We start from the raw sequence: 20483 nt of genomic DNA on the forward strand, positions 1-20483 counted from the left end.
CGACCTCTACTGGCGCTCCAGGAACTCGGCCAGCACCCGGCCGGTATGGGAACGGTCGCGCAGGGACATGACGTGCTCCGGCGATCCTTGCGCCACCAGCTGGCCGCCGCCGGTGCCGCCCTCGGGGCCGAGGTCCAGCAACCAGTCGGCTTCGGCGATGACGTCCAGGTTGTGTTCGATCACCACCACCGTGTTGCCGGCCTCCACCAGGCGATGCAGCACATGGATGAGCTTTTCCACATCCGCCATGGAGAGACCCACCGTGGGTTCATCCAGCACATACAGTGTATGCGGCGCGCGCGACGCGCGGCCCGTGGTAATGACGCCTTCGGTCAGGCGCGCCTTGGACAGTTCCGTGACCAGCTTGATGCGCTGCGCCTCGCCGCCCGACAGTGTCGGCGAAGGCTGGCCCAGCGTCAGGTAGCCCAGCCCGACGTCCTGCATGAGTTGCAGCGGGCGCCGCACCTTGGGGTGCGCCTCGAAATAGGCGAGCGCGTCGTCCACTTCCATGGACAGGACTTCGCCGGCATGCTTGCCGCGCAACTGCACGGAGAGCGTATCGGCATTGAAGCGCGCGCCGTTGCAGGCGTCGCAGGGCACCTTCACATCGGGCAGGAAGTTCATTTCGATGGTGCGCATGCCCTGGCCTTCGCAGATCGGGCAGCGGCCGTCGCCGGTGTTGAAGGAAAAGCGGGCCGGGGTCCAGCCGCGCATGCGGGCTTCCCGCGTGTCGGCGAACTGCTTGCGTACTTCGTCCCAGAAGCCGATGTAGGTGCTGGGGCAGGAGCGCGGCGTCTTGCCGATGGGGGTCTGGTCCACTTCCAGAACCCGGTCCAGCACTTCCCACCCGACGATGCCGGTGCAGCCCTTCCAGGCCGGCGCCTTGCCTTGCGATACGGCGTGCAGCAGGTTGTCGAGCAGGACTTCGCGCGCCAGCGTGGACTTGCCCGAACCGGACACGCCGGTCACCACGCTGAGCCGGCCGATCGGCAGCCGTGCATTGACGTTGTGCAGGTTATGCAGGTGCGCGTTGCGGATTTCGATGAAGGGCGTGTCCTTCTCGACGGCCCGCCGGCCTTGCAGGGGATGGCGCAGGGGCTGCGCCAGATAGCGTCCGGTCACCGATTCGGGCGCCGCCATCAGGTCCTGCGCGGTGCCTTGCGCGACCACACGGCCGCCACGCACGCCGGCGCCGGGGCCGATGTCGATGATGTGGGCCGCGCGGCGGATGGTGTCGTCGTCGTGTTCGACCACCACCAGCGTATTGCCGTTGCCCTCCAGCTTGCCCAGCGCATCGAGCAGGATGCGGTTGTCGCGCGGATGCAGGCCGATCGTGGGTTCGTCCAGCACATAGCAGACGCCCTGCATGTTGGAGCCGAGCTGCGCGGCCAGGCGGATGCGCTGCGCTTCGCCGCCGGACAGCGTCGGCGCGGAACGGTCCAGTGCCAGGTAATCCAGCCCGACTTCCTTCATGAAGTTCAGGCGGCTGCGGATTTCCTGCAGGATGTCGCGCGCGATTTCCGCTTCGCGGCCGCGCAGCACCAGGCCCTCGAAAAACGTATGCGCTTCGCTGACCGCCATGCCGGCCAGCTGCGCGATGGAGCGGTCGCGCCAGCGCACCGCCAGGGCAACGCGGTTCAGGCGCTGGCCATGGCAGGTCGGGCAGACCTGGGCCTCGCCGGCGCCGTCGGTCCAGTAGCTTTCCTCGCCGGTCTGCTCTTCGTCGAACTCGGGAATGACCACGCCGGCGCCATAGCAGGTGGGACACCAGCCGTGCTTGGAGTTGTACGAGAACATGCGCGGATCCAGCTCCGGGAAGCTGACGCCGCTGATGGGGCAGGTACGCTTGGTCGAGAAATGCGCCTGCTCCAGCGGGGTATTGGGGTTGTCGCGCAGGTTGTCCAGCGGCCACAGCACGCTGAGCGCGCCTTGGCCGTACTCCAGCGCCCGCTTGACGGCGTCGCGCAGGGCGGCTTCGTTGGCGGGATCGACCTGCACGTCCGCGACCGGCAGTTCGATGGTGTGTTCGCGGTAGCGATCCAGGCGCGGCCAGGGACTGACCGGCGTGAACTCGCCATCGACGCGCAGGTGCGTGTGGCCCTTGCCACCCGCCCATTTCGCCAGGTCGGTGTAGTAGCCCTTGCGCGCGGTGACCAGCGGCGCCAGGATGCCGATGTGCTGGCCCGCACGGTCGCGCATGATGCGCGCGACGATCTGCTCGGGCGTCTGCGGTTCCACCGGCACGTTGTAGTCGGGCGAATACTGCACGCCCAGCTTCACATAGAGCAGGCGCAAAAAGTGGTGGATTTCCGTCATCGTGGCGACGGTGGATTTCAGGCCGCCGCGGCTGGTGCGCTGGGCAATGGCCACCGTCGGCGGTATGCCGAAAATCGCGTCGACGTCCGGCTTGCCCGCGGGCTGGACGATGGCGCGGGCATAGGCGTTCAGCGACTCCAGGTAGCGGCGCTGTCCTTCGTTGAACAGGATGTCGAAGGCCAGCGTCGATTTGCCCGAGCCCGACACACCGGTGATCACCGTGAATTTGTCGCGCGGGATTTCCACGTTGACGTTCTTCAGGTTGTGCTCGCGCGCATTGCGGATCTCGATGGCCTGCGTGGCGCGTCGGCGTACGGCCGTCTGCAGCGGCGTACCGCCGTCGCGGTTGGCGTAGACGGGCGCGGGTTCGGCCAGCGCCGTGCCGGCGGCGCCGGGCCGTGCCGCCGGCACGATGGCCGTTTCGTAGTCGCGTAGCGCCGCGCCGGTGTGCGAGGCCGGGTTCTTCATCAGGTCGGCCGGCGTGCCGACGCCCACCAGCAGGCCGCCGGCGTCGCCGCCCTCCGGTCCCAGGTCCAGCAGCCAGTCGGCGGCGCGGATCACATCCAGGTTGTGCTCGATGACCAGCAGCGTGTGGCCGGCGGCCAGCAACTGGCGGAAGGCGCGCATCAGCCGCGCCACGTCATCGAAATGCAGGCCGGTCGTCGGTTCGTCGAACAGGAACAGGCTGCCTTTCTTGGCTACCTTGGCCGTCGATATTCCGCTGCGCGCGGCCTCGGCCAGGTGACCCGCCAGTTTCAGCCGCTGCGCTTCGCCGCCGGACAAGGTCGGTACCGGCTGGCCCAGGCGCACGTATTCCAGGCCCACGTCGGCCAGCGGCGCCAGGCCGGTCTGCACGTCGCGCAAGCCCTTGAAGAAGTCCAGCGCCTCGCTGACCGTCATGTCCAGCACCTGGTCGATCGACGCGCTCTTGCCCAGATGCTCGACGCGGACCTGCAGCACCTCGGGACGGAATCGTTTGCCATCGCAATCCGGGCAGCGCAGGTAAACGTCGGAGAGGAACTGCATTTCGACGTGCTCGAAACCGGTGCCGCCGCAGGTCGGGCAACGCCCTTCGCCGCTGTTGAAGCTGAACATTCCGGCCGTGTAGGCGCGTTCCTTGGACAGCGGCGCCTGCGCGAACAGCTTGCGGATGGCATCGAAGGCCCCGACATAGCTGGCCGGATTGGAACGTGCCGTCTTGCCGATGGGGGCCTGGTCGACCAGCACCACGTCGGCGATCTGCTCCGCGCCCAGCAGGCGCGCGTGGGCGCCGGGCGCCTCCGAAGGCCTGCCCTTGAGTTTCAGCAGGGCGGGATACAGGACGTCCTGTACCAGCGTGGACTTGCCCGATCCCGAGACGCCGGTGACGCATACCAGCCGGCCCAGCGGGATTTCGACGGAAACGTTTTTCAGGTTGTGCGCGTTGACGCCTTCGAGCAGCAGGCGCGGCGTGTTGGCCGCCACCGGCATGGGACGCGGCGCCTCCACGCGCTGGCGGCCGCCCAGATAGTCGCCAGTCAGCGTGCGCGCCTCGCGCAGCTGCGCCGGCGTACCGTCGAATACGATATGGCCGCCGCGTTCGCCCGGTCCCGGGCCGATGTCGATGACGCGGTCGGCGGCCACCATGACCTGCGGGTCGTGTTCCACCACCACCAGCGTATTGCCGGCATCGCGCAGCCGGTGCATGACCTCCACCACGCGATGCATGTCGCGCGGATGCAGGCCGATCGACGGCTCGTCGAGCACGAACAAGGTATTCACCAGCGAGGTGCCCAGCGCGGTGGTCAGGTTGATGCGCTGTACCTCGCCGCCCGACAAGGTGCGGCTCTGCCGGTCCAGCGTCAGGTAGCCCAGCCCGACGTCGCAGAGGAACTTCAGGCGCGCGCGCACTTCCGTCAGCAGAAGATCGGTCGCGGCATCCAGCACGCCGGCGAAGGTCAGGCGGTCGAAGAAGATGCGTACCCGTTCGATGGGCAGCAGCATCAGGTCATGGATGGATAGCCCGTCCAGCAGGTTCAGCAAATCGTCCGACCAGTTCGCCTGCACGGGCTTGAAGCGCCGGTAGCGGCCCTCGGTGGGCGGGAGCACGGCATCGGCCTCTTCCTTGCTGCCCACGCGCCACAGCAGGGCGTCGGGTTTCAGCCGCGATCCATGGCATACCGGACACGGCGTATAGCTGCGGTATTTCGACAGCAGCACGCGCACATGCATCTTGTAGGCCTTGGTTTCGAGCCAGGCGAAGAAGCGCTGCACGCCATACCACTGCGTTTTCCATGCCTGGCCGCCGCCCTTGAAATCCGGGTCGCCGTGCAGGATCCAGTCGCGCTGCGCGGGTGTCAGGCTTTTCCAGGGAACCGACAGAGGCACGCCCGCCTTGGGCGCGTATTTCTGCAGATCGTCCTGGCATTCCTTGTAGCTGGCGGTCTGCCAGGGCTTGATGGCGCCTTCCAGCAGCGTCTTGTTCTCGTCGGGCACCACCAGGCCGAAGTCGATGCCGATCACGCGGCCGAAGCCGCGGCAGGTCTCGCAGGCCCCCAGCGGCGAGTTGAACGAAAAAGAGCTGGGCAGCGGATCCGTGTATTCGATGTCGCAATCGGCGCAGTGCAGGCGATCGCTGTATTTCCAGACCTGCGCGTCGTTGCCGTCGTCGTCCAGCACATGCACGGACAGGTGGCCGGCGCCCATGCGCAGGGCCGTGTCCAGCGCCTCCATCGCGCGGTCGCGTTCCACCGATCCGAAGCGGAAGCGATCCTGCACCACGTGCAGCACGCGCTGCGGCACGCCCGTATCGCCGCCCTTGGCCTTGCCCGCCTTGGTTTTCGTTTTCTTCGCGCCGTCGCCGCCGGCCTTGTCGTGGGACGCCGGCAATGCCGGCTCGCCCTGCTGGGCGTGGACGCGGGTGTAGCCCTGCTGTTCCAGGAAGCCGCGGACCTCGTCCTCGGTGAAGTTGGCCGGCACCTTGATGGGGAAGGTGACGACCAGGCGGCGGTCGTCCGCGCCGGCCGTGCGTTCCTGCAGCGAGCGGAAGATCGAATCGGCCGTGTCGCGCCGCACCGGCAGGCCGCAGCCGCGGCAATACAGCCGCGCGCCGCGCGCGAACAGCAGTTTCAGGTGATCGTTCAGCTCCGTCATCGTGCCGACCGTGCTGCGCGAGCTGCGCACCGGGTTGGTCTGGTCGATGGCGATCGCGGGCAGGATGCCTTCGATGCGGTCGACCTGCGGCTTGTCCATGCGGTCGAGGAACTGACGGGCGTAGGGGGAGAACGTCTCGACGTAGCGCCGTTGCCCTTCGGCATAGAGTGTATCGAAGGCCAGGGAGCTCTTCCCCGAGCCGGATACTCCGGTCACGACGACGAATTCGCCGGTGGCGAACGATACGTCCAGGTTTTTCAGGTTGTTCTGGCGAGCGCCAACGATGCGGATTTCGGATGTCATTTTCATATCGTAGCCTGGGTGTCAATAGGTGCCCGGCTATGCCTTGCGGCGGGTGGGGATTAGGCGCCCCGGGATAGCCGGGCACTTGGCTGGCGCCTCCCGGCTGTGGAATAATCCGTCTATATTGTGGAATACGTGACCACATTGTGGACAATCCATCCCAGGTGGCGGGAACCGCCGCCTTCTCCAAATTCATGACGGTTTTGCAGTCCGTGGCCGATGCCCCGGGCCCCGTCGCCATGACGGACCTTGTGCGCGCCTGCGGCTACCCGCGCGGCACGGTCTACCGCATCGTTGCGGCGCTGGCACAGCAAGGCCTGATCGCGGAAGCCCAGGGTAGCGGTCCCGGCGGTACCGCGCGCTACGGTCTCGGCCCGCGCCTGCTGCAACTGGCCAGCCGGGCCTGGTCGGAGTTGGACCTGCGCGCCGCGCTGGCCGACGATTTGCGGACGCTGCGCGACGAAACGGGCGAAACCGTGCACCTTGCCGTGCCGGCCGGCACGGAAATGATCTATATCGATAAGCTGGAAAGCCAGGGCCCGGTGCGCATGGCCTCGCGCGTGGGCGGCCGCCTGGCGCTGCATTGCACGGCCGCCGGCAAGGCCTACCTGGCCGCATTGCCGGAAGGCGAGGCAGGCTCGCTGGTGGCCGCGCTGGACCTCGCCGCCCGCATGCCCAATACCATTACCGATCGCGATGCGCTACACCGGGAACTGGCGCTCATCCGCCAGCGCGGCTATGCCGTCGACGACGAGGAGAACGAGCGCGGCATCGTTTGCTACAGCGTGGCCGTCACCGGCAAGGGCGGCAGGCCCTTGGCTTGCGTCAGCGTCAGTACGCTGCAGTTTCGCCCGCAAGGCGCGGCATCGTCGCGCTATATCGCACCGCTTATGCGTTTGCGCGATGCCGCGCACGCCAGATTCAGCGCCTGGCCGGTCATTGCCGGCGGCGGCGCCTTTTCCCGAGAGGACCCATGAACGCGACGACTCCCTCCCAAGATGCCCGCGCCGCCAAGCGCCAGGCCCTGCTGGCCGCCCGCGTGGTGCCCGTGCTGCGCTACGGGGATGCCGGCACGGCAGCCTATGCCGCCGAAGTCGCCATCGCGGCGGGCTGCACCACGCTGGAATTGACGTGGACCATTCCGGGCGTCATCGACCTGGTCAAGGCGCTGCGCGACAAGCATGGCGATCGCCTGTTGATCGGGCTGGGCACGGTCCTGACCGAAACCCAGGCGCGCGACGCCCTGGTCGCCGGTGTCGATTTCCTGGTGTCCCCCGGCCTGGTGCCCGAAATGGTGCCGCTGGCGCATGCCGCGTCGGCCTTGTGCCTGCCGGGGGCTTTTACCCCTTCCGAGGTCATCCAGGCGCGTCGCGCCGGGGCCGATCTGGTCAAGATCTTTCCCGCGGAGACCGGCGGCCCCAGCCATCTGGCATCGCTGAAGTCGGTTTTTCCGGACACGGACTTCTGCCCCACCGGCGGCGTGACGGAAAAGAACATGGGCGACTACTTCAAGGCCGGCGCCTCGCTGGTCGGCATCGGCAGCAACCTGTACGACAAGGCGGCATTCGCCGCCCGCGACACCGCCGCCCTGGTTGCCCAGATCCTGCGTATTCGCGAGGCTGCCCATGCCTGATTTCGACATCGTCGGCCTGGGCGAACCCCTGATCGAATTCAACCAGACGCGCCCTGGCCAGCCCGAATTCCTGCAGGGGTTCGGCGGCGACACCTCCAACGCCATCATCGCGGCGGCGCGCCAGGGCGCCCGCTGCGCCTACCTGACCCGGGTCGGCGCGGACGTGTTCGGCGAACAGCTCCTGCAACTGTGGCGCGACGAGCAGGTCGATACCAGCGGTGTGATGATCGATCCGCAGGCGCATACCGGCCTTTACTTCGTGCAGCATGGCCCGGAAGGCCATGTGTTCAGTTATATGCGGCACGGCTCGGCCGCCAGCCGCATGCATCCGGAGGACCTGCGGCACGACATGGTGGAACGCGCGGCCTTCCTGCACGTGTCCGGCATCAGCATGGCCATCAGCGGCAATGCCTGCGATACGGTATTCGCCGCCATCGAGCGGGCGCGGGCGTCCGGCGGCCAGGTCTGCCTGGATTCCAACCTGCGCCTGCGCCTGTGGCCGGTCGACCGGGCGCGCGCCATTTTGCGCGAAGCGATGCGCATGGCCGATATCTTCCTGCCCAGCATGGACGACATGCGGCATTTGACCGGGCACACCGATCCGGCCGCCACGCTGGACTGGATCCGCGATGCCGGCGCCAGCGGCATCGTCATCCTGAAGATGGGCCGCGACGGCGCGGTGCTGGATGACGGACGGAACCGCCATCTCGTCGCCGGCATGGCCGTGGAGGCGGTCGACGCCACCGGGGCCGGGGACTGCTTCGCCGGCACCTTGCTGGCCCGCCGCGCCCGGGGTGACGACTGGGCCGGGGCCGTCCGGTATGCGAACGCGGCCGCCGCGCTGTCCACCCGCGGGTACGGGGCGGTGCAACCGCTGCCGACGCCGGCACAGGTCGAGGCCTTCCTGCCGGGCGGTGCCGGCGCCCGCTGATGCTGGGCGGATAGGGACAAAAACGGGTAGAATGCCGGGTTCCCCTAATTCGGCGCCACCGGAATCCCCGCTGGGCGCAAATTGCAACCCGGACTGTAGATTGGAGATTCGTCATGGCTGAACGCAAACGCGTGCGTCGCAACACCCTGGAACGTCGTTGCCTGGGCAAGGCTTTCAAGCGCCTGTTCGTGAACTCGCCCAAGGGCGTGTTCAAGATGCTGGAAAAGATCAAGCGCGCCTGATCCGCATCGCCGCCGGGGCTGCCTCGCGGCGCCTTCGGTACAAAAAAACCGCCGGTTTATCGACCGGCGGTTTTTTTTCGTCGTCTCCAGTGGCGGAGCGGCCATCGGGCCGCGTCCGCATGCTTATGCGCCATCTCCATTGGCCGGCGTCAGCCGCGGAATGATGAAGTCCATGAAGGCCCGCGTTTTCGCCGGCAGGATGCGCGAGGGAAATACCGCGTAGACGGGCAGGGGCGCGGCCGACCATTCCGGGAGCACGCGGTGCAGCGTGTGGTCCCGCGAAATCCGCCCGTGCGTCGCCGCATAGACCGGCAGCGGCGCGATGCCCAACCCCATGCTGGCGAAATCGCTCAGCAGCCCCATGTTGTTCGCCATCAGGCGGCCGTACACCGGGACGCGTTCGACCACGCCGTCGCGGCTCAATATCCAGGTGGAGCTGAACTCGCTGGAGCCGCTGCGCAGGCATTCGAAACGGGCCAGGTCGGCAGGGGTTTCGGGCTCGCCGTACCTGGCGACGTAGTCATCGGAGGCGTACAGATGCCGCTTCAGCGCCATCAGCTCGCGGACTTCCATGCCGTCGGCCGGCGGCGGCTCGCCGAAGCGCAGCATGATGTCGAAGGGGGCCGCGTGCGGGTCGGCCGAACGCAGGCTCAAATCGAGCTCGCATTCGATTTCGGGGTATTCGTCGGTGAACGCGTGCAGCGATTCGGGCATCAACAGCATCGCCAGGCTGTTGGGCAGGCAGACGGTCAGTTTGCCTTCCGGGCGCGACGAGCGCGAAAACAGTTGTTCGTGGGCGAAGCGGGCTTCGTCCACCAGCCCCTGGCAGCGTTCGAAATACTGCGCCCCGGCCTCCGTCAGGTCCAGCCGCCGCGTGTTGCGATTCAACAGCCGCATGCCGACCGCACGTTCCAGCTCGCTGATGCGGCGCGATAGGGTGGACGTCGGAATGTTCAGCGCGCGCGCCGCCAGGCTGAAGCTTTTGCGGCGCGCCACTTCTACGAAAAGCGCGATGTCGTTCAGTTGAACCGTGGCAGCGTCCATACGTCTCGGTGCGGATCGGCGCGGCGCGCCGGGGGGATGGGCCGGATTTTACTTCGGCGCGCGTGCCGCAAACCGCGCGGCGGCGCTTCGCGCGCCATGTCCCGGTCGCCACCCGGCACCGCGCTCAGTCCATGGCGCCCAGATAGGCTTCCATGACCGCGGGATGGCGCTGGATATCCGCGGGCGTGCCCTCGGCGATTTTCTGTCCGAAGTCCATCACGATGACCCGATCGGCCAGCGACATGACGAAATCCATGTCGTGTTCCACCAGCAAAATGGCCATCCCGCCCGCGCGCAGCTTGGCCAGCAGGGCCGCCAGCTCGCGCTTTTCGTGGTGCCGCAGGCCGGCGGCCGGCTCGTCCAGCAGCAGCAGGCAGGGGTCCGCCGCCAGCGCGCGCGCCACTTCCAGAATGCGCTGGCGGCCCAGCGGCAGGGCGCCGGCTTCATCGTGCATGTGCGCGCCCAGCCCCACGCGTTCGAGCTGCCTGGCCGCTTCGGCCAGCAGCCGCGCTTCTTCGCGCCGATCGGCGCGCCAGGACGATGCCCAGATGCCGTGCGTCCCGCGCAGGTGCGCCCCCAATGCCACGTTGTCCAGCGCGCTCATGCGCGGCAGCAGCCGCACGTGCTGGAAGGTGCGGCTCATGCCCTGCGCGGCGATATGGCGCGCGTTGCGTCCCGCGATAGGCTCGCCCTGGAACAGTATGGATCCGGACGTCGGCGTATCGATGCCCGACAGCAGGTTGAACAGGGTGCTCTTGCCCGCGCCGTTCGGCCCGATCACGGCAAGGATCTGCCCGGCTTCCACCGCGAGCCCGATGCCATCGTTGGCCACCAGCCCGCCGAAGCGCCGGGTCAGGCCGGCGGCCTCCAGCACCACGTCGCCACGCGGCGGCAGCGGCCGGCGCGGCAGCGGCTCGGCGGACATATTGATGCGCCGCGGTTCGCGGGCCACAGGTACCCGCCGGGCGATGGCCGGCCACAGGCCGCCGCGCGCGCGATGCAGCACCAGCACCATGCCGAAGCCGAATACGATGATTTCGAAATTGCCGTTCTGCCCGAGCAGGCGCGGCAGCCAGTCCTCCAGCCACTGCCTGGCCAGCGCGAAGACGCCCGCGCCGGCCAGGGCGCCCCATACGTGCGCCGCGCCGCCGACCACCGTCATGAAGAGATACTCGATGCCCATTTGCAGGCCGAAGGGCGTCGGGTTGACGAAGCGCTGCATATGCGCGTACAGCCACCCGGATGCGCAGGCCTGCAGCGCCGCGATGATGAAAACGGCGGCGCGCGTGCGCGTCGTATCCACGCCCATGGCTTCGGCCATCACGCGGCCGCCGCGCAGCGCGCGGATGGCGCGGCCCTGGCGCGAATCCATCAGGTTAAGGGTGGTCCAGACGGCAAGCATCAGGAACAGCCAGATCATGTAGTACATGCCGCGGTCGCCCAGGACCAGCCCGGCGATGCGCAAGGGGGGGATGCCGCCGATGCCGCTGAATCCGCCCAGTCCCGGTATGGCGGCGAAGGCGAGATACAGGCTCAGGCCCCAGGCGATCGTGCCCAATGGCAGGAAATGGCCCGACAGGCGCAGTGTGATCGCGCCCAGCAGGCAGGCCAGCACGAAGGCCAGCGCGAGCCCGGCGGCCAGCGCCAGCCAGGGCGAGGCGCCCAACCACGCCAGCCATGCGGGCAGCGATGCCGCGCGCGTGGCCAGCAGCGCGGCGGTATAGGCGCCGACGCCGACGAAAGCGGCCTGGCCGAAGCTGGTCAGCCCGGCAATGCCCGTCAGCAGCACCAGGCCCAGCACCACCAGCGCGTGCAGGCCGATGGTCTCGAGCAGGCTGACGTAGAAGGGCGGCAGCAGCCAGGGCGCGACGGCCAGTATCGCCAGGAATGCGGCCACCAGCCGCCGGGGCGTCAGGGCATCGCGCATCGCGGCTTTCCCAGGGCGGTCATTCCGTTTCGTCCTCGATGGTGCCGTGGCGCAGCGAACGCCACAGCAGGAACGGGATGATCAGCGTAAAGACGATGATTTCCTTGTAGGCGCTGGCCCAGAATGCCGAGAAGGACTCGACCAGTCCCACCGCCAGCGCGCCGATGACGGCCAGCGGATAGCTGGTCAGGCCGCCCACGATGGCGGCGACGAAGCCCTTCAGGCTGATCAGGAATCCGGAGTCGTAGTACAGGGTCGCGGCGGGGCCGACCAGGATGCCCGAGCAGGCGCCCAGCGTTGCGGCCAGCAGAAAGACCGCGCGTCCCGCGAACTCCGGCGAGATACCGACCAGGCGCGCGCCCGCGCGATTATCGGCGGCGGCCCGCAAGGCGCGGCCGGGCAGTGTGCGGCCGAAGAAGCGGTACAGGGCCAGCATCCACAGCAGCGATACCGCCACGACCCATAGCGTCTGGCTGGCGACGCTCGCCGGTCCCAGCGCATAGCGCGCGTCGCTGAACGGCGCCGCGCGGGCGCCCTCCGGCCCGAACGCCAGCAGGCCCAGGCCGACCAAAGCCAGGTGTACCGCGATCGAGACGATCAACAGGATCAGCGTCGACGCATCCGCGATGGGCTGGTAGAAAAGCCGATAGAGCTGCGGCCCCATGGGCGCGACGATGGCCAGCGTCAGCACGGCCTGCAGCCAGACCGGCAGCGACGCCAGCGGCAGCAGCCACAGCGCGCCGGCCAACAGGAAGGGATAGGCCGTCCGGCCGGCCAGGCGGACCGGACGGATCGTCGCGCTGCCCCGCGCGCCGGCCCGCGCGTCGGCGATGGTCTCGGCCACGGCGAAGGCGCACAGCAGCCAGACCAGCGCGGGCATGCGGCCGTTCTGCATCGATGCCATGCACAGCGCGCCGTAGACCACGAACTCGCCCTGCGGGATCAAAAGCACGCGCGTGACGGAAAAGACCAGCAGGATGCACAAGGCCAGCAACGCATAGACCGCGCCGTTGGCCACGCCGTCCTGGCCCAGGATCAGGGCGATCTGCGCGTTCATGGGCGGCTACTTCAGCAATGTCCAGTTGCCGTTCTTGACCGTGATCAGAACGCGGCCGCGTTCGTCGAATCCGCTATGGTCCTGCTGCGTCATGGTGTACACGCCCTGCGTGCCGACCAGGTCGCGGGTCTGTTCCAGCGCATCGCGCAGGGCGGAGCGGAAGGCCGGCGTGCCTGGCTTGCCGGCCTGCTCGGCCACCGGCACCGCGTGCTGCAGCAATAGCCCGGCGTCGTAGACATTGGCGCCGAAGGTGGCGGGCGTCGTGCCGTAGCGCTGCCGATAGGCATCGATATAGGCGGTGGCGACCTTCTTGGATGGGTTGTCGTCCGGGATCTCCGGCAGGACCAGCATGAGGCCGGCCGCCAGGATGGTGCCTTCCACCTTCTTGCCGCCCAGTTTCAGGAAATCGGGCAGGGCGGCGCCGTGCGTCTGGTAGAACTTGCCGTGATAGCCCAGGTCCACCAGCGTGGTTTCAGGCAGCACGCTGGCGCCGCCCGGCGCGGCCACCAGCACCGCGTCGGGCTTGGCCGCCAGCAGTTTCAGCGCCTGCCCGGTGACGGAGCTGTCCGTGCGCACATAGCGTTCGTTGGCGACGATCGCGATATGGTGACGCGCGGCCAGATCGGAGAAAACCTTGTACCAGTTCTCGCCGTAGGGGTCGTTCAAACCGATGAATCCCACGGTTCTTATCCCCGAGCCGGCCATGTGCTGCACCAGGGCCTTCGCGATGATGTCGTCGTTCTGCGTGGTCTTGAATACCCACCTCTTCTGGGCGTCCATCGGCACCACGGCGGCGGCGGAGCCCACCGGCGCCAGCAGCGGCACGCCGGCTTCGGCGACGAAGGGCAGGATGGCCAGGGTATTGGGCGAGCCGGGCGGGCCGATGATCGCATCGACGTGGTCTTCGTTGATCAGTTTGCGGACGGCCGTGACGGATTGCGACGTATCGCTGGCGTCGTCCAGTACGATGTACTCCACCGTCAGGTCGCCGATGCGTGTCGGCAGCAACGGCACGGTGTTCTTCTGCGGGATGCCGACCAGCGCCGTGGGGCCGGTCGACGATGTCACGACACCGATTTTCATTTGCGCGTAGCCTGGCAGGGCAAGGCAGGCGGCCAGCAGCGCCAGGGTGGCGCGCAGGACTTTGGACGGCATGGCGGGCTCCAGCGTAGGGACGGGGGAAGACGATGCCCGCTATTGAACCATGCCGGCAGCGCGGAGTGGGCCCGCGGCATGGCCAGGCGCCCGTGCGGCGGCGGTATCGGCGCGCATGCCGCGCGGCCCAGGCGCGGCGCCCGCTATGCGGCGCGGCCGGCGTGGGATGTTTTTCCTGATCGACCGGGTCTAGTGGCGCGGGGCGCCGCTGCCGTTGCCGGGCGCGGGCTCGTCGTCATCGTCTTCGTCGTCCTCATCGTCCTCGTCGTCGTCATCGTCTTCGAGCGCGGCGAGGTCCTCGTCGGACAGCGCAAACGGCAGCACGTCGGCCAGCGTATCGGACCAGGCGGATTCTTCGCCGTCCTGGTCCAGTTTGACGAAGCGTTCGCCTTCCGCCAGGGTGATCTGGATGGCCCACAGGTACAGGCAGTCGTAGGCCTGTTCGTCGGTACCCGTCAGGCCGCCGCGGCTGCCCAGCAATCTGGCATCCGGGCCGCCCATTTGCACGCGCACGGGCTCGTGCTCGCCGCTTTCCAGTGCGTCCTCTTCGAGCGGTATGCCGAAAGTGACCCATTCGAGGCCGTCGGTCGCCGTACCGACTTCCGCCAGGACGGGTTTGCCCAGGTAGGCGCTGAGCGCGTCCGCCGTCTTGGCCAGCATATCGAGCTCGGCGGCCTGGAAGCGGGAAATGGAATCGGGAGGGGTGGCTGAAGCTGACATAAGCGTTCCTGCTGCTGCGTGGTCGCGTCTTGCGAAACGCGTGTCCGGAGTTGTAAGAATATCGAAAGACCGGCAAAAGGAGAATCGGCCGGCGTGCCGTCCCTGCTTTTTCTTTCTTTCCGTTGATTGCAATGCGTCGCTGGCGGCACGCGCCGAAGACCGGCCGGCCGACACGGCCTACAATTCCGTTTCGATCGGACAATTATCAAACACCCTCCATGGCTCAATACGTCTACACCATGAATCGCGTCGGCAAAATCGTGCCGCCCAAACGGCAGATCCTGCGCGATATATCGCTGTCCTTCTTTCCGGGCGCCAAGATCGGCGTGCTGGGCCTGAACGGCTCCGGCAAGTCGACGCTGCTGAAAATCATGGCCGGCGTCGACAAGGATATCGAGGGCGAAGCGATTCCCATGCCGGGCTTGAACATCGGCTACCTGCCGCAAGAGCCGCAGCTGAATCCCGCGCATACCGTGCGGCAGTCCGTCGAAGAAGGGCTGGGTGCCGTCGTCGCCGCGCGCAAGCGGCTGGACGAGGTCTATGCCGCCTACGCCGAACCGGATGCCGATTTCGACAAACTGGCGGCGGAACAGGCCGAACTGGAAGCCATCATCGCCGCCGCGGCCAGCAGCGGCGCGGACGATATCGAGCACCAGATGGAGATCGCCGCCGACGCCCTGCGCCTGCCGCCGTGGGACGCCTCGGTGGAGCACCTCTCCGGCGGTGAAAAGCGCCGCGTGGCCCTGTGCCGCCTGCTGTTGTCCAAGCCGGACATGCTGCTGCTGGACGAACCCACCAACCACCTGGATGCCGAAAGCGTCGAATGGCTGGAGCAGTTCCTGCAGAAGTTCCCCGGCACCGTGGTCGGCGTCACCCACGACCGCTATTTCCTGGACAACGCGGCGGAATGGATCCTCGAACTGGATCGCGGCCACGGCATCCCCTGGAAGGGCAACTACAGCTCCTGGCTGGAACAGAAAGACGCGCGCCTGAAGCAGGAAGAGGCCAGCGAATCCGCCCGCCAGAAGACCATCAAGAAAGAACTGGAGTGGGTGCGGCAGAATCCCAAGGGCCGCCAGGCCAAGGCCAAGGCCCGCATGGCGCGGTTCGAGGAGCTGTCCTCCTACGAATACCAGAAGCGCAACGAAACGCAGGAAATCTTCATTCCCGTCGGCGAGCGCCTGGGTAATGAAGTGGTGGAATTCAACGGCGTCAGCAAGGCGTATGGCGACCGTCTGCTGATCGATAACCTCAGCTTCAAGGTGCCTCCCGGCGCCATCGTCGGCATCATCGGCCCCAACGGCGCGGGCAAGTCCACGCTGTTCCGCATGCTTGCCGGCCGCGAGCAGCCGGATTCGGGTACGGTCACGCTGGGCCAGACGGTCAGGGTCGCCTATGTCGATCAGTCCCGCGATTCGCTGACCGACGGCAAAACGGTATTCGATGCCGTCGCGGATGGCGCCGATGTACTGACCGTCGGCAAGTTCGAAATGTCCTCGCGCGCCTATCTGGGCCGCTTCAACTTCAAGGGTGGCGACCAGAACAAGATCGTCGGGCAGCTGTCCGGCGGCGAACGCGGCCGGCTGCACCTGGCCAAGACGCTGATCGCCGGCGGCAACCTGCTGCTGCTGGATGAACCCTCCAACGACCTGGACGTCGAAACCCTGCGCGCCCTGGAAGATGCGCTGCTCGAATTCCCGGGCAGCGTGATGGTGATCAGCCACGACCGCTGGTTCCTGGACCGCATCGCCACGCACATCCTGGCGTTCGAAGGCGATTCGCAGGTCGTCTTCTTCGATGGCAATTACCAGGAATATGAAGCGGACAAGCGGCGCCGCCTGGGCGAGGAAGGCGCCAAGCCCAAGCGCCTGCGATACAAGCCGTTGAAGTAAGTGTAGGTGCAGGGCCGTGGGCGGCAGCACGCCGCCCACCCACCCACAAGATAAAGGACCAGGGGCATCAAACCCGGCGGGAGACTGCGATGCCGATACACGATGCAGCGGATTGCACGGTCTTGATCGTGGACATGCAGGCGAGGCTGATGCCCGTGATCCACGATGGCGCGGCCGTGCTTGCCGCCGCCACGCGGCTCGCGGCCGGCGCGGTGCTGCTGGATGTGCCCGTGGTGGCGACAGAGCATCACCGCGCCGCGCTGGGCGCGACACTGGACGACGTCGGCCAGCACGCGCGGGCGGTCTTCCGGAAGATGCATTTTTCCGCGGTGGACGAGCCCGGTTTCGGCAGCTGGCTGCCGAACGCCCGCGGGACGATTTTCGTGGCGGGCTGCGAAGCCCATATCTGCGTGCTCCAGACCGCGTTGGGCTTGCGCCGCGGTGGCCATCGTGTGCGCATGGTGGCCGACGCCTGCGGTTCCCGGCAGCCGTCCGACCGCGATTTTGCGCTGCAGCGCGCACGCGCGCACGGCATCGACGTCATGACCACCGAGATGGCCTTGTTCGAGTGGCTGGGCACGTGCGAGCACCCGCGCTTTCGCGACGTGTTACGTCTGGTCAAATAAGCGGCTGACCCGCAACACGGCCGGGCGCAACCGGCGGCCGACCGAACGTATTGACACAACTGCTGGGCAAGTCTCACACCCCTTGGGCCCGCCATTTGCAATGCTGGCTATGTCGTCCATGACATTGCGTCATCCATGACGGCATCGCCGAAAGCACCAGACGGCATCCGGCGTTATGGCCAGCCGCGGCGCTTTCGATGTCCGGAGAAAATCATGACAATCCAACATCTATCCAAACTCTGCGCGATCTCATTGCTGGCGTTGTCAGCGACGGGCTGTTCCACCTGGGACAGCATGAATCACCGGCAAAAGGCCACCGTAACGGGCGCCGGTATCGGCGGCGTGGCCGGCGCGGTGATCACCAACGGCGGTGTGCTCGGCACCGTGGGCGGCGCGGCCATCGGCGGCGTGATCGGCAACCAGGTCGGCAAGTAGGCTGGCAAGCGGGCGCGGTCCGGGCCGCGCCCCGTCGCCTGACCGGTATCGTACCCGGCGACGTTCCCCACAATTGAAAACGCGCCGCGGAGAGCTGGCCTGAGGGCAAGCCACCCGCGGCGCGCGGCATTTCGGCGCGGGCGAACCCGCGCGCAGGCCGCCTCAGGCCTGAGGCATTTCGATCTTCACTTCGAGGATCTCCAGGGTGTCCTGGCGTTCCACATGGACCTTGATGTCGTCCGGATCGATTTTCACGTACTTGGAGATGACGGCGATCAATTCTTGCTGCAACTGCGGCAGGTAATCGGGCGAGCCGTCACGTCCCGAGCGTTCATGAGCCAGGATGATCTGCAGGCGTTCCTTGGCGACGCTGGCCGATGACTTTTTCTGGCCGAGCAGGAAGGACAGAAGGGACATCGATTACTTGCCTCCGAATATGCGTTTCAGAAAACCGGGCTTCGCATAGTCGGTGAAACGCAGCGAACGCTCCTCGCCCAGATAGCGGGCGACCACATCCTTGTACGCTTCCGCGACGTCGGTATCCTTCAGGTGGATCGCCGGCAGGCCCTGGTTCGAGGCTTGCAGGACGGACTCGGATTCGGGAATGACGCCGATCAGCTTGATGCGCAGGATGTCTTCGATATCCGACAGCGAGAGCATCTCGCCTTCCGACACGCGCTTGGGGTTGTACCGCGTCAGCAGCAGGAACTCCTTGACGGGTTCGTCGCCTTCCACGGCGCGCTTGGACTTGGCGGCCAGGATCCCCAGGATGCGGTCCGAGTCGCGCACGGACGAGACTTCGGGGTTGGTGACGACCAGCGCATCGTCGGCGTAGTAGGCGGCCAGCAGCGCGCCGGTTTCGATGCCGGCGGGCGAATCGCAGACGATGTAGTCGAAACCCATCTCTTTCAGATCGTCGATGACCTTGCCCACGCCTTCCTGCGTCAGCGCGTCCTTGTCGCGCGTTTGCGAGGCCGGCAGCACGAACAGGTTCTCCAGCTGCTTGTCCTTGATCAGCGCCTGCTTCAGCGATGCTTCACCCTGGATGACGTTGACGAAGTCGTACACCACCCGACGTTCGCATCCCATGATCAGATCCAGATTGCGCAGGCCCACGTCGAAATCGATCACCGCGGTCTTGTGCCCGCGCATCGCGAGGCCGGAAGAAAAACTGGCGCTGGTAGTCGTCTTGCCCACCCCGCCCTTGCCGGAAGTGACCACAACAGTACGCGTCATGTCGATAGAACCCTTATGTCCTGAGCAGATAAATCGCAGTATCGTAAAGCAAAACTGCGGGTTTAGCGTTTCTTCAACGCCCACGGCAACTGTTGGTCACCAAGTCCCCCGTGAGGGCTCCGTCACGCTTTCAGCGCTTCGATACGTAAAGTGTCGCCATCCAGGCGGACCAGCGCGGGTTGGCCGTGCAGATTGGCATCCAGCTTGTCCTCGACCACCCGATACACCCCGGCGACGGCCAAAAGCTCCGCGTCCAGGTGCGTGGTGAAAATCCGCGCCGATGTATCGCCGCGCGCACCCGCCATCGCCTTGCCGCGCAACGGGCCGTAGACATGGACATTGCCGTCGGCGATCACTTCAGCGCCGGGGCTGACCATGCCGATGACCACCAGGTCCGTGTGGCGCGCGTAGACGCGCTGGCCGGAACGCAGCGGGCGGCTGATGACCAGTGCCGATGACGACTGCGGATCGGCTGGGGTGGGGCTGGGTGACGACGTGGTTTCGCGCGCGGCGCGGGTAGGCAGCGGTTCGCGCGTGCGCGTGCCGGCCGCCGCTTGCGGGCCTGGCTTCGCTTGCGCGGTGGCCTGCCCGTCCTGGCCCGCGGGGGCGACATCGCCCTTGCGGCCGGGTTTCCCGTGGGAAACGGTGGACGCGCCTGGGCTTCCCGTCGCGGGCTGGGTGCCATTCGCCTCAGCCTTGGCGCCGGCCGTGCCGGACTCGGCGGTTCCGGGCTGGCTGGCGTCCCCGGTCACGCCTTGATGGGCGCCGCCGGCATCGTCAGGCGGTGCGGTGGCGCCGCTGTCGCCTTGCGGGGCCGGCGCGGCGGTCAGGGCGGCGGCGGGTTGGGTAGGCAGGGGCGGAGGCGTATTGCCGGCGTCCGTTGGCGCGACCCGCGCCGGGGGCGTCGAGAGCTCGACGGGCGCGAGCCCCGCATCCTTGGCGGCTTGCAGATTGTCGCCCTCGGCGACCACGCCGATGGGGGGCAGGTTGTGGCCGCGCAGCGCATCCAGCAGCGCCGGCCAGTCCACCAGGCCTTCGACCCGGCTTGCGTCTATGACGACGGGTTCGTTTTCGAAGAAGCTGCCGGCGTCGGCCATGCGCTTGTCCAGGGCGGCGGCCAGCCGCCCGATATCGGCGCTATGCAGTACGACGCGCACGGCATAGAGCGTGGCGCTTTTGAAGTCCAGGGCAAGGGGATCAGAGCTCATCTTGGCAGCGGAAAGACCGGGGAGACCCCCGGTTAACGGAACGTCGGGCATGATAACCGAGCGGGCCCCCGCGGGGATGGGGGCCATGGACATCGCCGCGCACCCGGTGTCGCGCTCGCCACGGGCACATGCCTTGCGCGATGCCGTTCCCGTGCCGTACCGGCCCGACAAGGAGAACGTCCATGACGAACCGCCACGCACCCCGGCGTCCTGCCGGCCTTAGCGGACAGGAAGAGGAAGCGCTGCGCACCCTGGAAAAAGGCTATGACCCCGACGGCGGCGCGCTGCCGGATCCGGAACTGCCGGTTCACGACCATCGTGACCGCAAGCCGGGCGACGGCGCGGTGGATGCCCCGGACGATGAGGCCGGCAAGTCGAGGCAAACAGGTGTCGCGCGTCCGGCCGGGGCTGCCGGCGGACGCCGCGAGGAATCGGCATCGCGCGGCGCGCTGGGCGATGCCGAGAAAAAAGGGCTGTTGCCTTCCGGCTCGGTGGCGGCGCCGCCGATGGACCGGCCCGAGGACACCTCCGCCGGGCCAGCCAACCTGGACCCGGACACCGCGCGGCGCCGGCCGTAACCGCTACATCGCCATGCAATGTCCCGGCCGGCGCGGCGGCATGGCTGG

The 20483-nt window shown here is 67.3% G+C and carries 17 protein-coding genes; 8 read left to right on the forward strand and 9 right to left on the reverse strand.

The window, feature by feature from the left end:
- Positions 1-6: 6 nt before the first annotated feature.
- The gene (gene uvrA / locus CAL28_RS05620) at positions 7-5751 is read right to left on the reverse strand and encodes an excinuclease ABC subunit UvrA (RefSeq protein WP_094840661.1); all 5745 of its coding nucleotides are present in this window, start codon (positions 5749-5751) and stop codon (positions 7-9) included.
- Positions 5752-5894: 143 nt separating this feature from the next.
- On the opposite strand from uvrA, the gene CAL28_RS05625 reads away from it, so the two are divergent.
- From CAL28_RS05625 to CAL28_RS29965, 4 genes are all read left to right on the forward strand, one after another.
- Positions 5895-6728 (forward strand): IclR family transcriptional regulator, encoded by an 834-nt coding sequence (locus CAL28_RS05625; protein WP_254926029.1) that lies wholly within the window; start codon positions 5895-5897, stop codon positions 6726-6728.
- Positions 6725-7384, forward strand: coding sequence for a bifunctional 4-hydroxy-2-oxoglutarate aldolase/2-dehydro-3-deoxy-phosphogluconate aldolase (locus CAL28_RS05630; RefSeq protein WP_094840360.1), 660 nt, complete (start codon positions 6725-6727; stop codon positions 7382-7384). The genes CAL28_RS05625 and CAL28_RS05630 overlap by 4 nt, the downstream gene beginning before the upstream one ends.
- Positions 7377-8315, forward strand: coding sequence for a sugar kinase (locus CAL28_RS05635; RefSeq protein WP_094840361.1), 939 nt, complete (start codon positions 7377-7379; stop codon positions 8313-8315). Before CAL28_RS05630 ends, CAL28_RS05635 begins: the two co-directional genes overlap by 8 nt.
- Positions 8316-8428: 113 nt before the next feature.
- Complete coding sequence (locus tag CAL28_RS29965; RefSeq protein ID WP_254925996.1) at positions 8429-8557, forward strand: hypothetical protein; 129 nt, start codon at positions 8429-8431, stop codon at positions 8555-8557.
- Positions 8558-8680: 123 nt separating this feature from the next.
- Here CAL28_RS29965 and CAL28_RS05640 read toward each other — a convergent pair whose 3' ends face one another.
- The 5 genes from CAL28_RS05640 to CAL28_RS05660 all read right to left on the reverse strand — a co-directional run bounded on the left by CAL28_RS05640 (position 8681) and on the right by CAL28_RS05660 (position 14460).
- The gene (locus tag CAL28_RS05640; RefSeq protein ID WP_094840362.1) at positions 8681-9601 is read right to left on the reverse strand and encodes a LysR family transcriptional regulator; all 921 of its coding nucleotides are present in this window, start codon (positions 9599-9601) and stop codon (positions 8681-8683) included.
- A gap of 124 nt (positions 9602-9725) precedes the next feature.
- Complete coding sequence (locus tag CAL28_RS05645; protein ID WP_094840363.1) at positions 9726-11528, reverse strand: branched-chain amino acid ABC transporter ATP-binding protein/permease; 1803 nt, start codon at positions 11526-11528, stop codon at positions 9726-9728.
- A gap of 19 nt (positions 11529-11547) precedes the next feature.
- The gene (locus CAL28_RS05650; RefSeq protein ID WP_094840364.1) at positions 11548-12585 is read right to left on the reverse strand and encodes a branched-chain amino acid ABC transporter permease; all 1038 of its coding nucleotides are present in this window, start codon (positions 12583-12585) and stop codon (positions 11548-11550) included.
- Positions 12586-12591: 6 nt separating this feature from the next.
- A complete protein-coding gene (locus CAL28_RS05655; protein ID WP_094840365.1) occupies positions 12592-13740 on the reverse strand; it encodes an ABC transporter substrate-binding protein in 1149 nt (382 codons plus the stop codon).
- Between the two features lie 189 nt (positions 13741-13929).
- Complete coding sequence (locus tag CAL28_RS05660; RefSeq protein WP_094840366.1) at positions 13930-14460, reverse strand: hypothetical protein; 531 nt, start codon at positions 14458-14460, stop codon at positions 13930-13932.
- A gap of 218 nt (positions 14461-14678) precedes the next feature.
- Here CAL28_RS05660 and ettA point away from each other — a divergent pair, with 218 nt between their 5' ends.
- The 3 genes from ettA (at position 14679) to CAL28_RS05675 (ending at position 17413) form a co-directional block, all read left to right on the forward strand.
- Positions 14679-16352 carry an energy-dependent translational throttle protein EttA gene (gene ettA, locus CAL28_RS05665; RefSeq protein ID WP_094840367.1) on the forward strand — a complete coding sequence of 558 codons (1674 nt, stop codon included), beginning with the start codon at positions 14679-14681 and terminating at the stop codon, positions 16350-16352.
- 89 nt (positions 16353-16441) lie between these two features.
- The gene (locus tag CAL28_RS05670; RefSeq protein ID WP_094840368.1) at positions 16442-16978 is read left to right on the forward strand and encodes an isochorismatase family protein; all 537 of its coding nucleotides are present in this window, start codon (positions 16442-16444) and stop codon (positions 16976-16978) included.
- A 213-nt stretch (positions 16979-17191) separates the two neighbouring features.
- Positions 17192-17413, forward strand: coding sequence for a glycine zipper 2TM domain-containing protein (locus tag CAL28_RS05675; protein WP_094840369.1), 222 nt, complete (start codon positions 17192-17194; stop codon positions 17411-17413).
- Positions 17414-17575: 162 nt separating this feature from the next.
- On the opposite strand, the gene minE is transcribed toward CAL28_RS05675, so the two are convergent.
- The 3 genes from minE to minC form a co-directional block, all read right to left on the reverse strand.
- Complete coding sequence (gene minE / locus CAL28_RS05680) at positions 17576-17830, reverse strand: cell division topological specificity factor MinE (RefSeq protein WP_094840370.1); 255 nt, start codon at positions 17828-17830, stop codon at positions 17576-17578.
- Positions 17831-17833: 3 nt separating this feature from the next.
- Positions 17834-18649, reverse strand: a complete 816-nt coding sequence (gene minD / locus CAL28_RS05685) for a septum site-determining protein MinD (RefSeq protein ID WP_094840371.1) — start codon at positions 18647-18649, stop codon at positions 17834-17836.
- A 122-nt stretch (positions 18650-18771) separates the two neighbouring features.
- Positions 18772-19857, reverse strand: coding sequence for a septum site-determining protein MinC (gene minC, locus CAL28_RS05690; RefSeq protein WP_094840372.1), 1086 nt, complete (start codon positions 19855-19857; stop codon positions 18772-18774).
- A gap of 182 nt (positions 19858-20039) precedes the next feature.
- On the opposite strand from minC, the gene CAL28_RS05695 reads away from it, so the two are divergent.
- Complete coding sequence (locus tag CAL28_RS05695; protein ID WP_094840373.1) at positions 20040-20435, forward strand: hypothetical protein; 396 nt, start codon at positions 20040-20042, stop codon at positions 20433-20435.
- Positions 20436-20483 lie beyond the last annotated feature (48 nt).

Source organism: Bordetella genomosp. 11, assembly GCF_002261215.1.
Lineage (GTDB): Bacteria > Pseudomonadota > Gammaproteobacteria > Burkholderiales > Burkholderiaceae_B > Bordetella_C.

Bases quoted from the DNA above. Each gene is read 5' to 3' on its own strand.
- CAL28_RS29965 (WP_254925996.1), top strand. From the start codon at position 8,429: ATGGCTGAACGCAAACGCGTGCGTCGCAACACCCTGGAACGTCGTTGC.
- CAL28_RS05650 (WP_094840364.1), bottom strand. From the start codon at position 12,585: ATGAACGCGCAGATCGCCCTGATCCTGGGCCAGGACGGCGTGGCCAAC.
- CAL28_RS05630 (WP_094840360.1), top strand. From the start codon at position 6,725: ATGAACGCGACGACTCCCTCCCAAGATGCCCGCGCCGCCAAGCGCCAG.
- CAL28_RS05660 (WP_094840366.1), bottom strand. From the start codon at position 14,460: ATGTCAGCTTCAGCCACCCCTCCCGATTCCATTTCCCGCTTCCAGGCC.
- CAL28_RS05655 (WP_094840365.1), bottom strand. From the start codon at position 13,740: ATGCCGTCCAAAGTCCTGCGCGCCACCCTGGCGCTGCTGGCCGCCTGC.
- minC (WP_094840372.1), bottom strand. From the start codon at position 19,857: ATGAGCTCTGATCCCCTTGCCCTGGACTTCAAAAGCGCCACGCTCTAT.
- CAL28_RS05635 (WP_094840361.1), top strand. From the start codon at position 7,377: ATGCCTGATTTCGACATCGTCGGCCTGGGCGAACCCCTGATCGAATTC.
- CAL28_RS05675 (WP_094840369.1), top strand. From the start codon at position 17,192: ATGACAATCCAACATCTATCCAAACTCTGCGCGATCTCATTGCTGGCG.
- CAL28_RS05695 (WP_094840373.1), top strand. From the start codon at position 20,040: ATGACGAACCGCCACGCACCCCGGCGTCCTGCCGGCCTTAGCGGACAG.
- uvrA (WP_094840661.1), bottom strand. From the start codon at position 5,751: ATGACATCCGAAATCCGCATCGTTGGCGCTCGCCAGAACAACCTGAAA.
- ettA (WP_094840367.1), top strand. From the start codon at position 14,679: ATGGCTCAATACGTCTACACCATGAATCGCGTCGGCAAAATCGTGCCG.
- CAL28_RS05670 (WP_094840368.1), top strand. From the start codon at position 16,442: ATGCCGATACACGATGCAGCGGATTGCACGGTCTTGATCGTGGACATG.
- minE (WP_094840370.1), bottom strand. From the start codon at position 17,830: ATGTCCCTTCTGTCCTTCCTGCTCGGCCAGAAAAAGTCATCGGCCAGC.
- CAL28_RS05645 (WP_094840363.1), bottom strand. From the start codon at position 11,528: ATGCGCGATGCCCTGACGCCCCGGCGGCTGGTGGCCGCATTCCTGGCG.
- CAL28_RS05640 (WP_094840362.1), bottom strand. From the start codon at position 9,601: ATGGACGCTGCCACGGTTCAACTGAACGACATCGCGCTTTTCGTAGAA.
- minD (WP_094840371.1), bottom strand. From the start codon at position 18,649: ATGACGCGTACTGTTGTGGTCACTTCCGGCAAGGGCGGGGTGGGCAAG.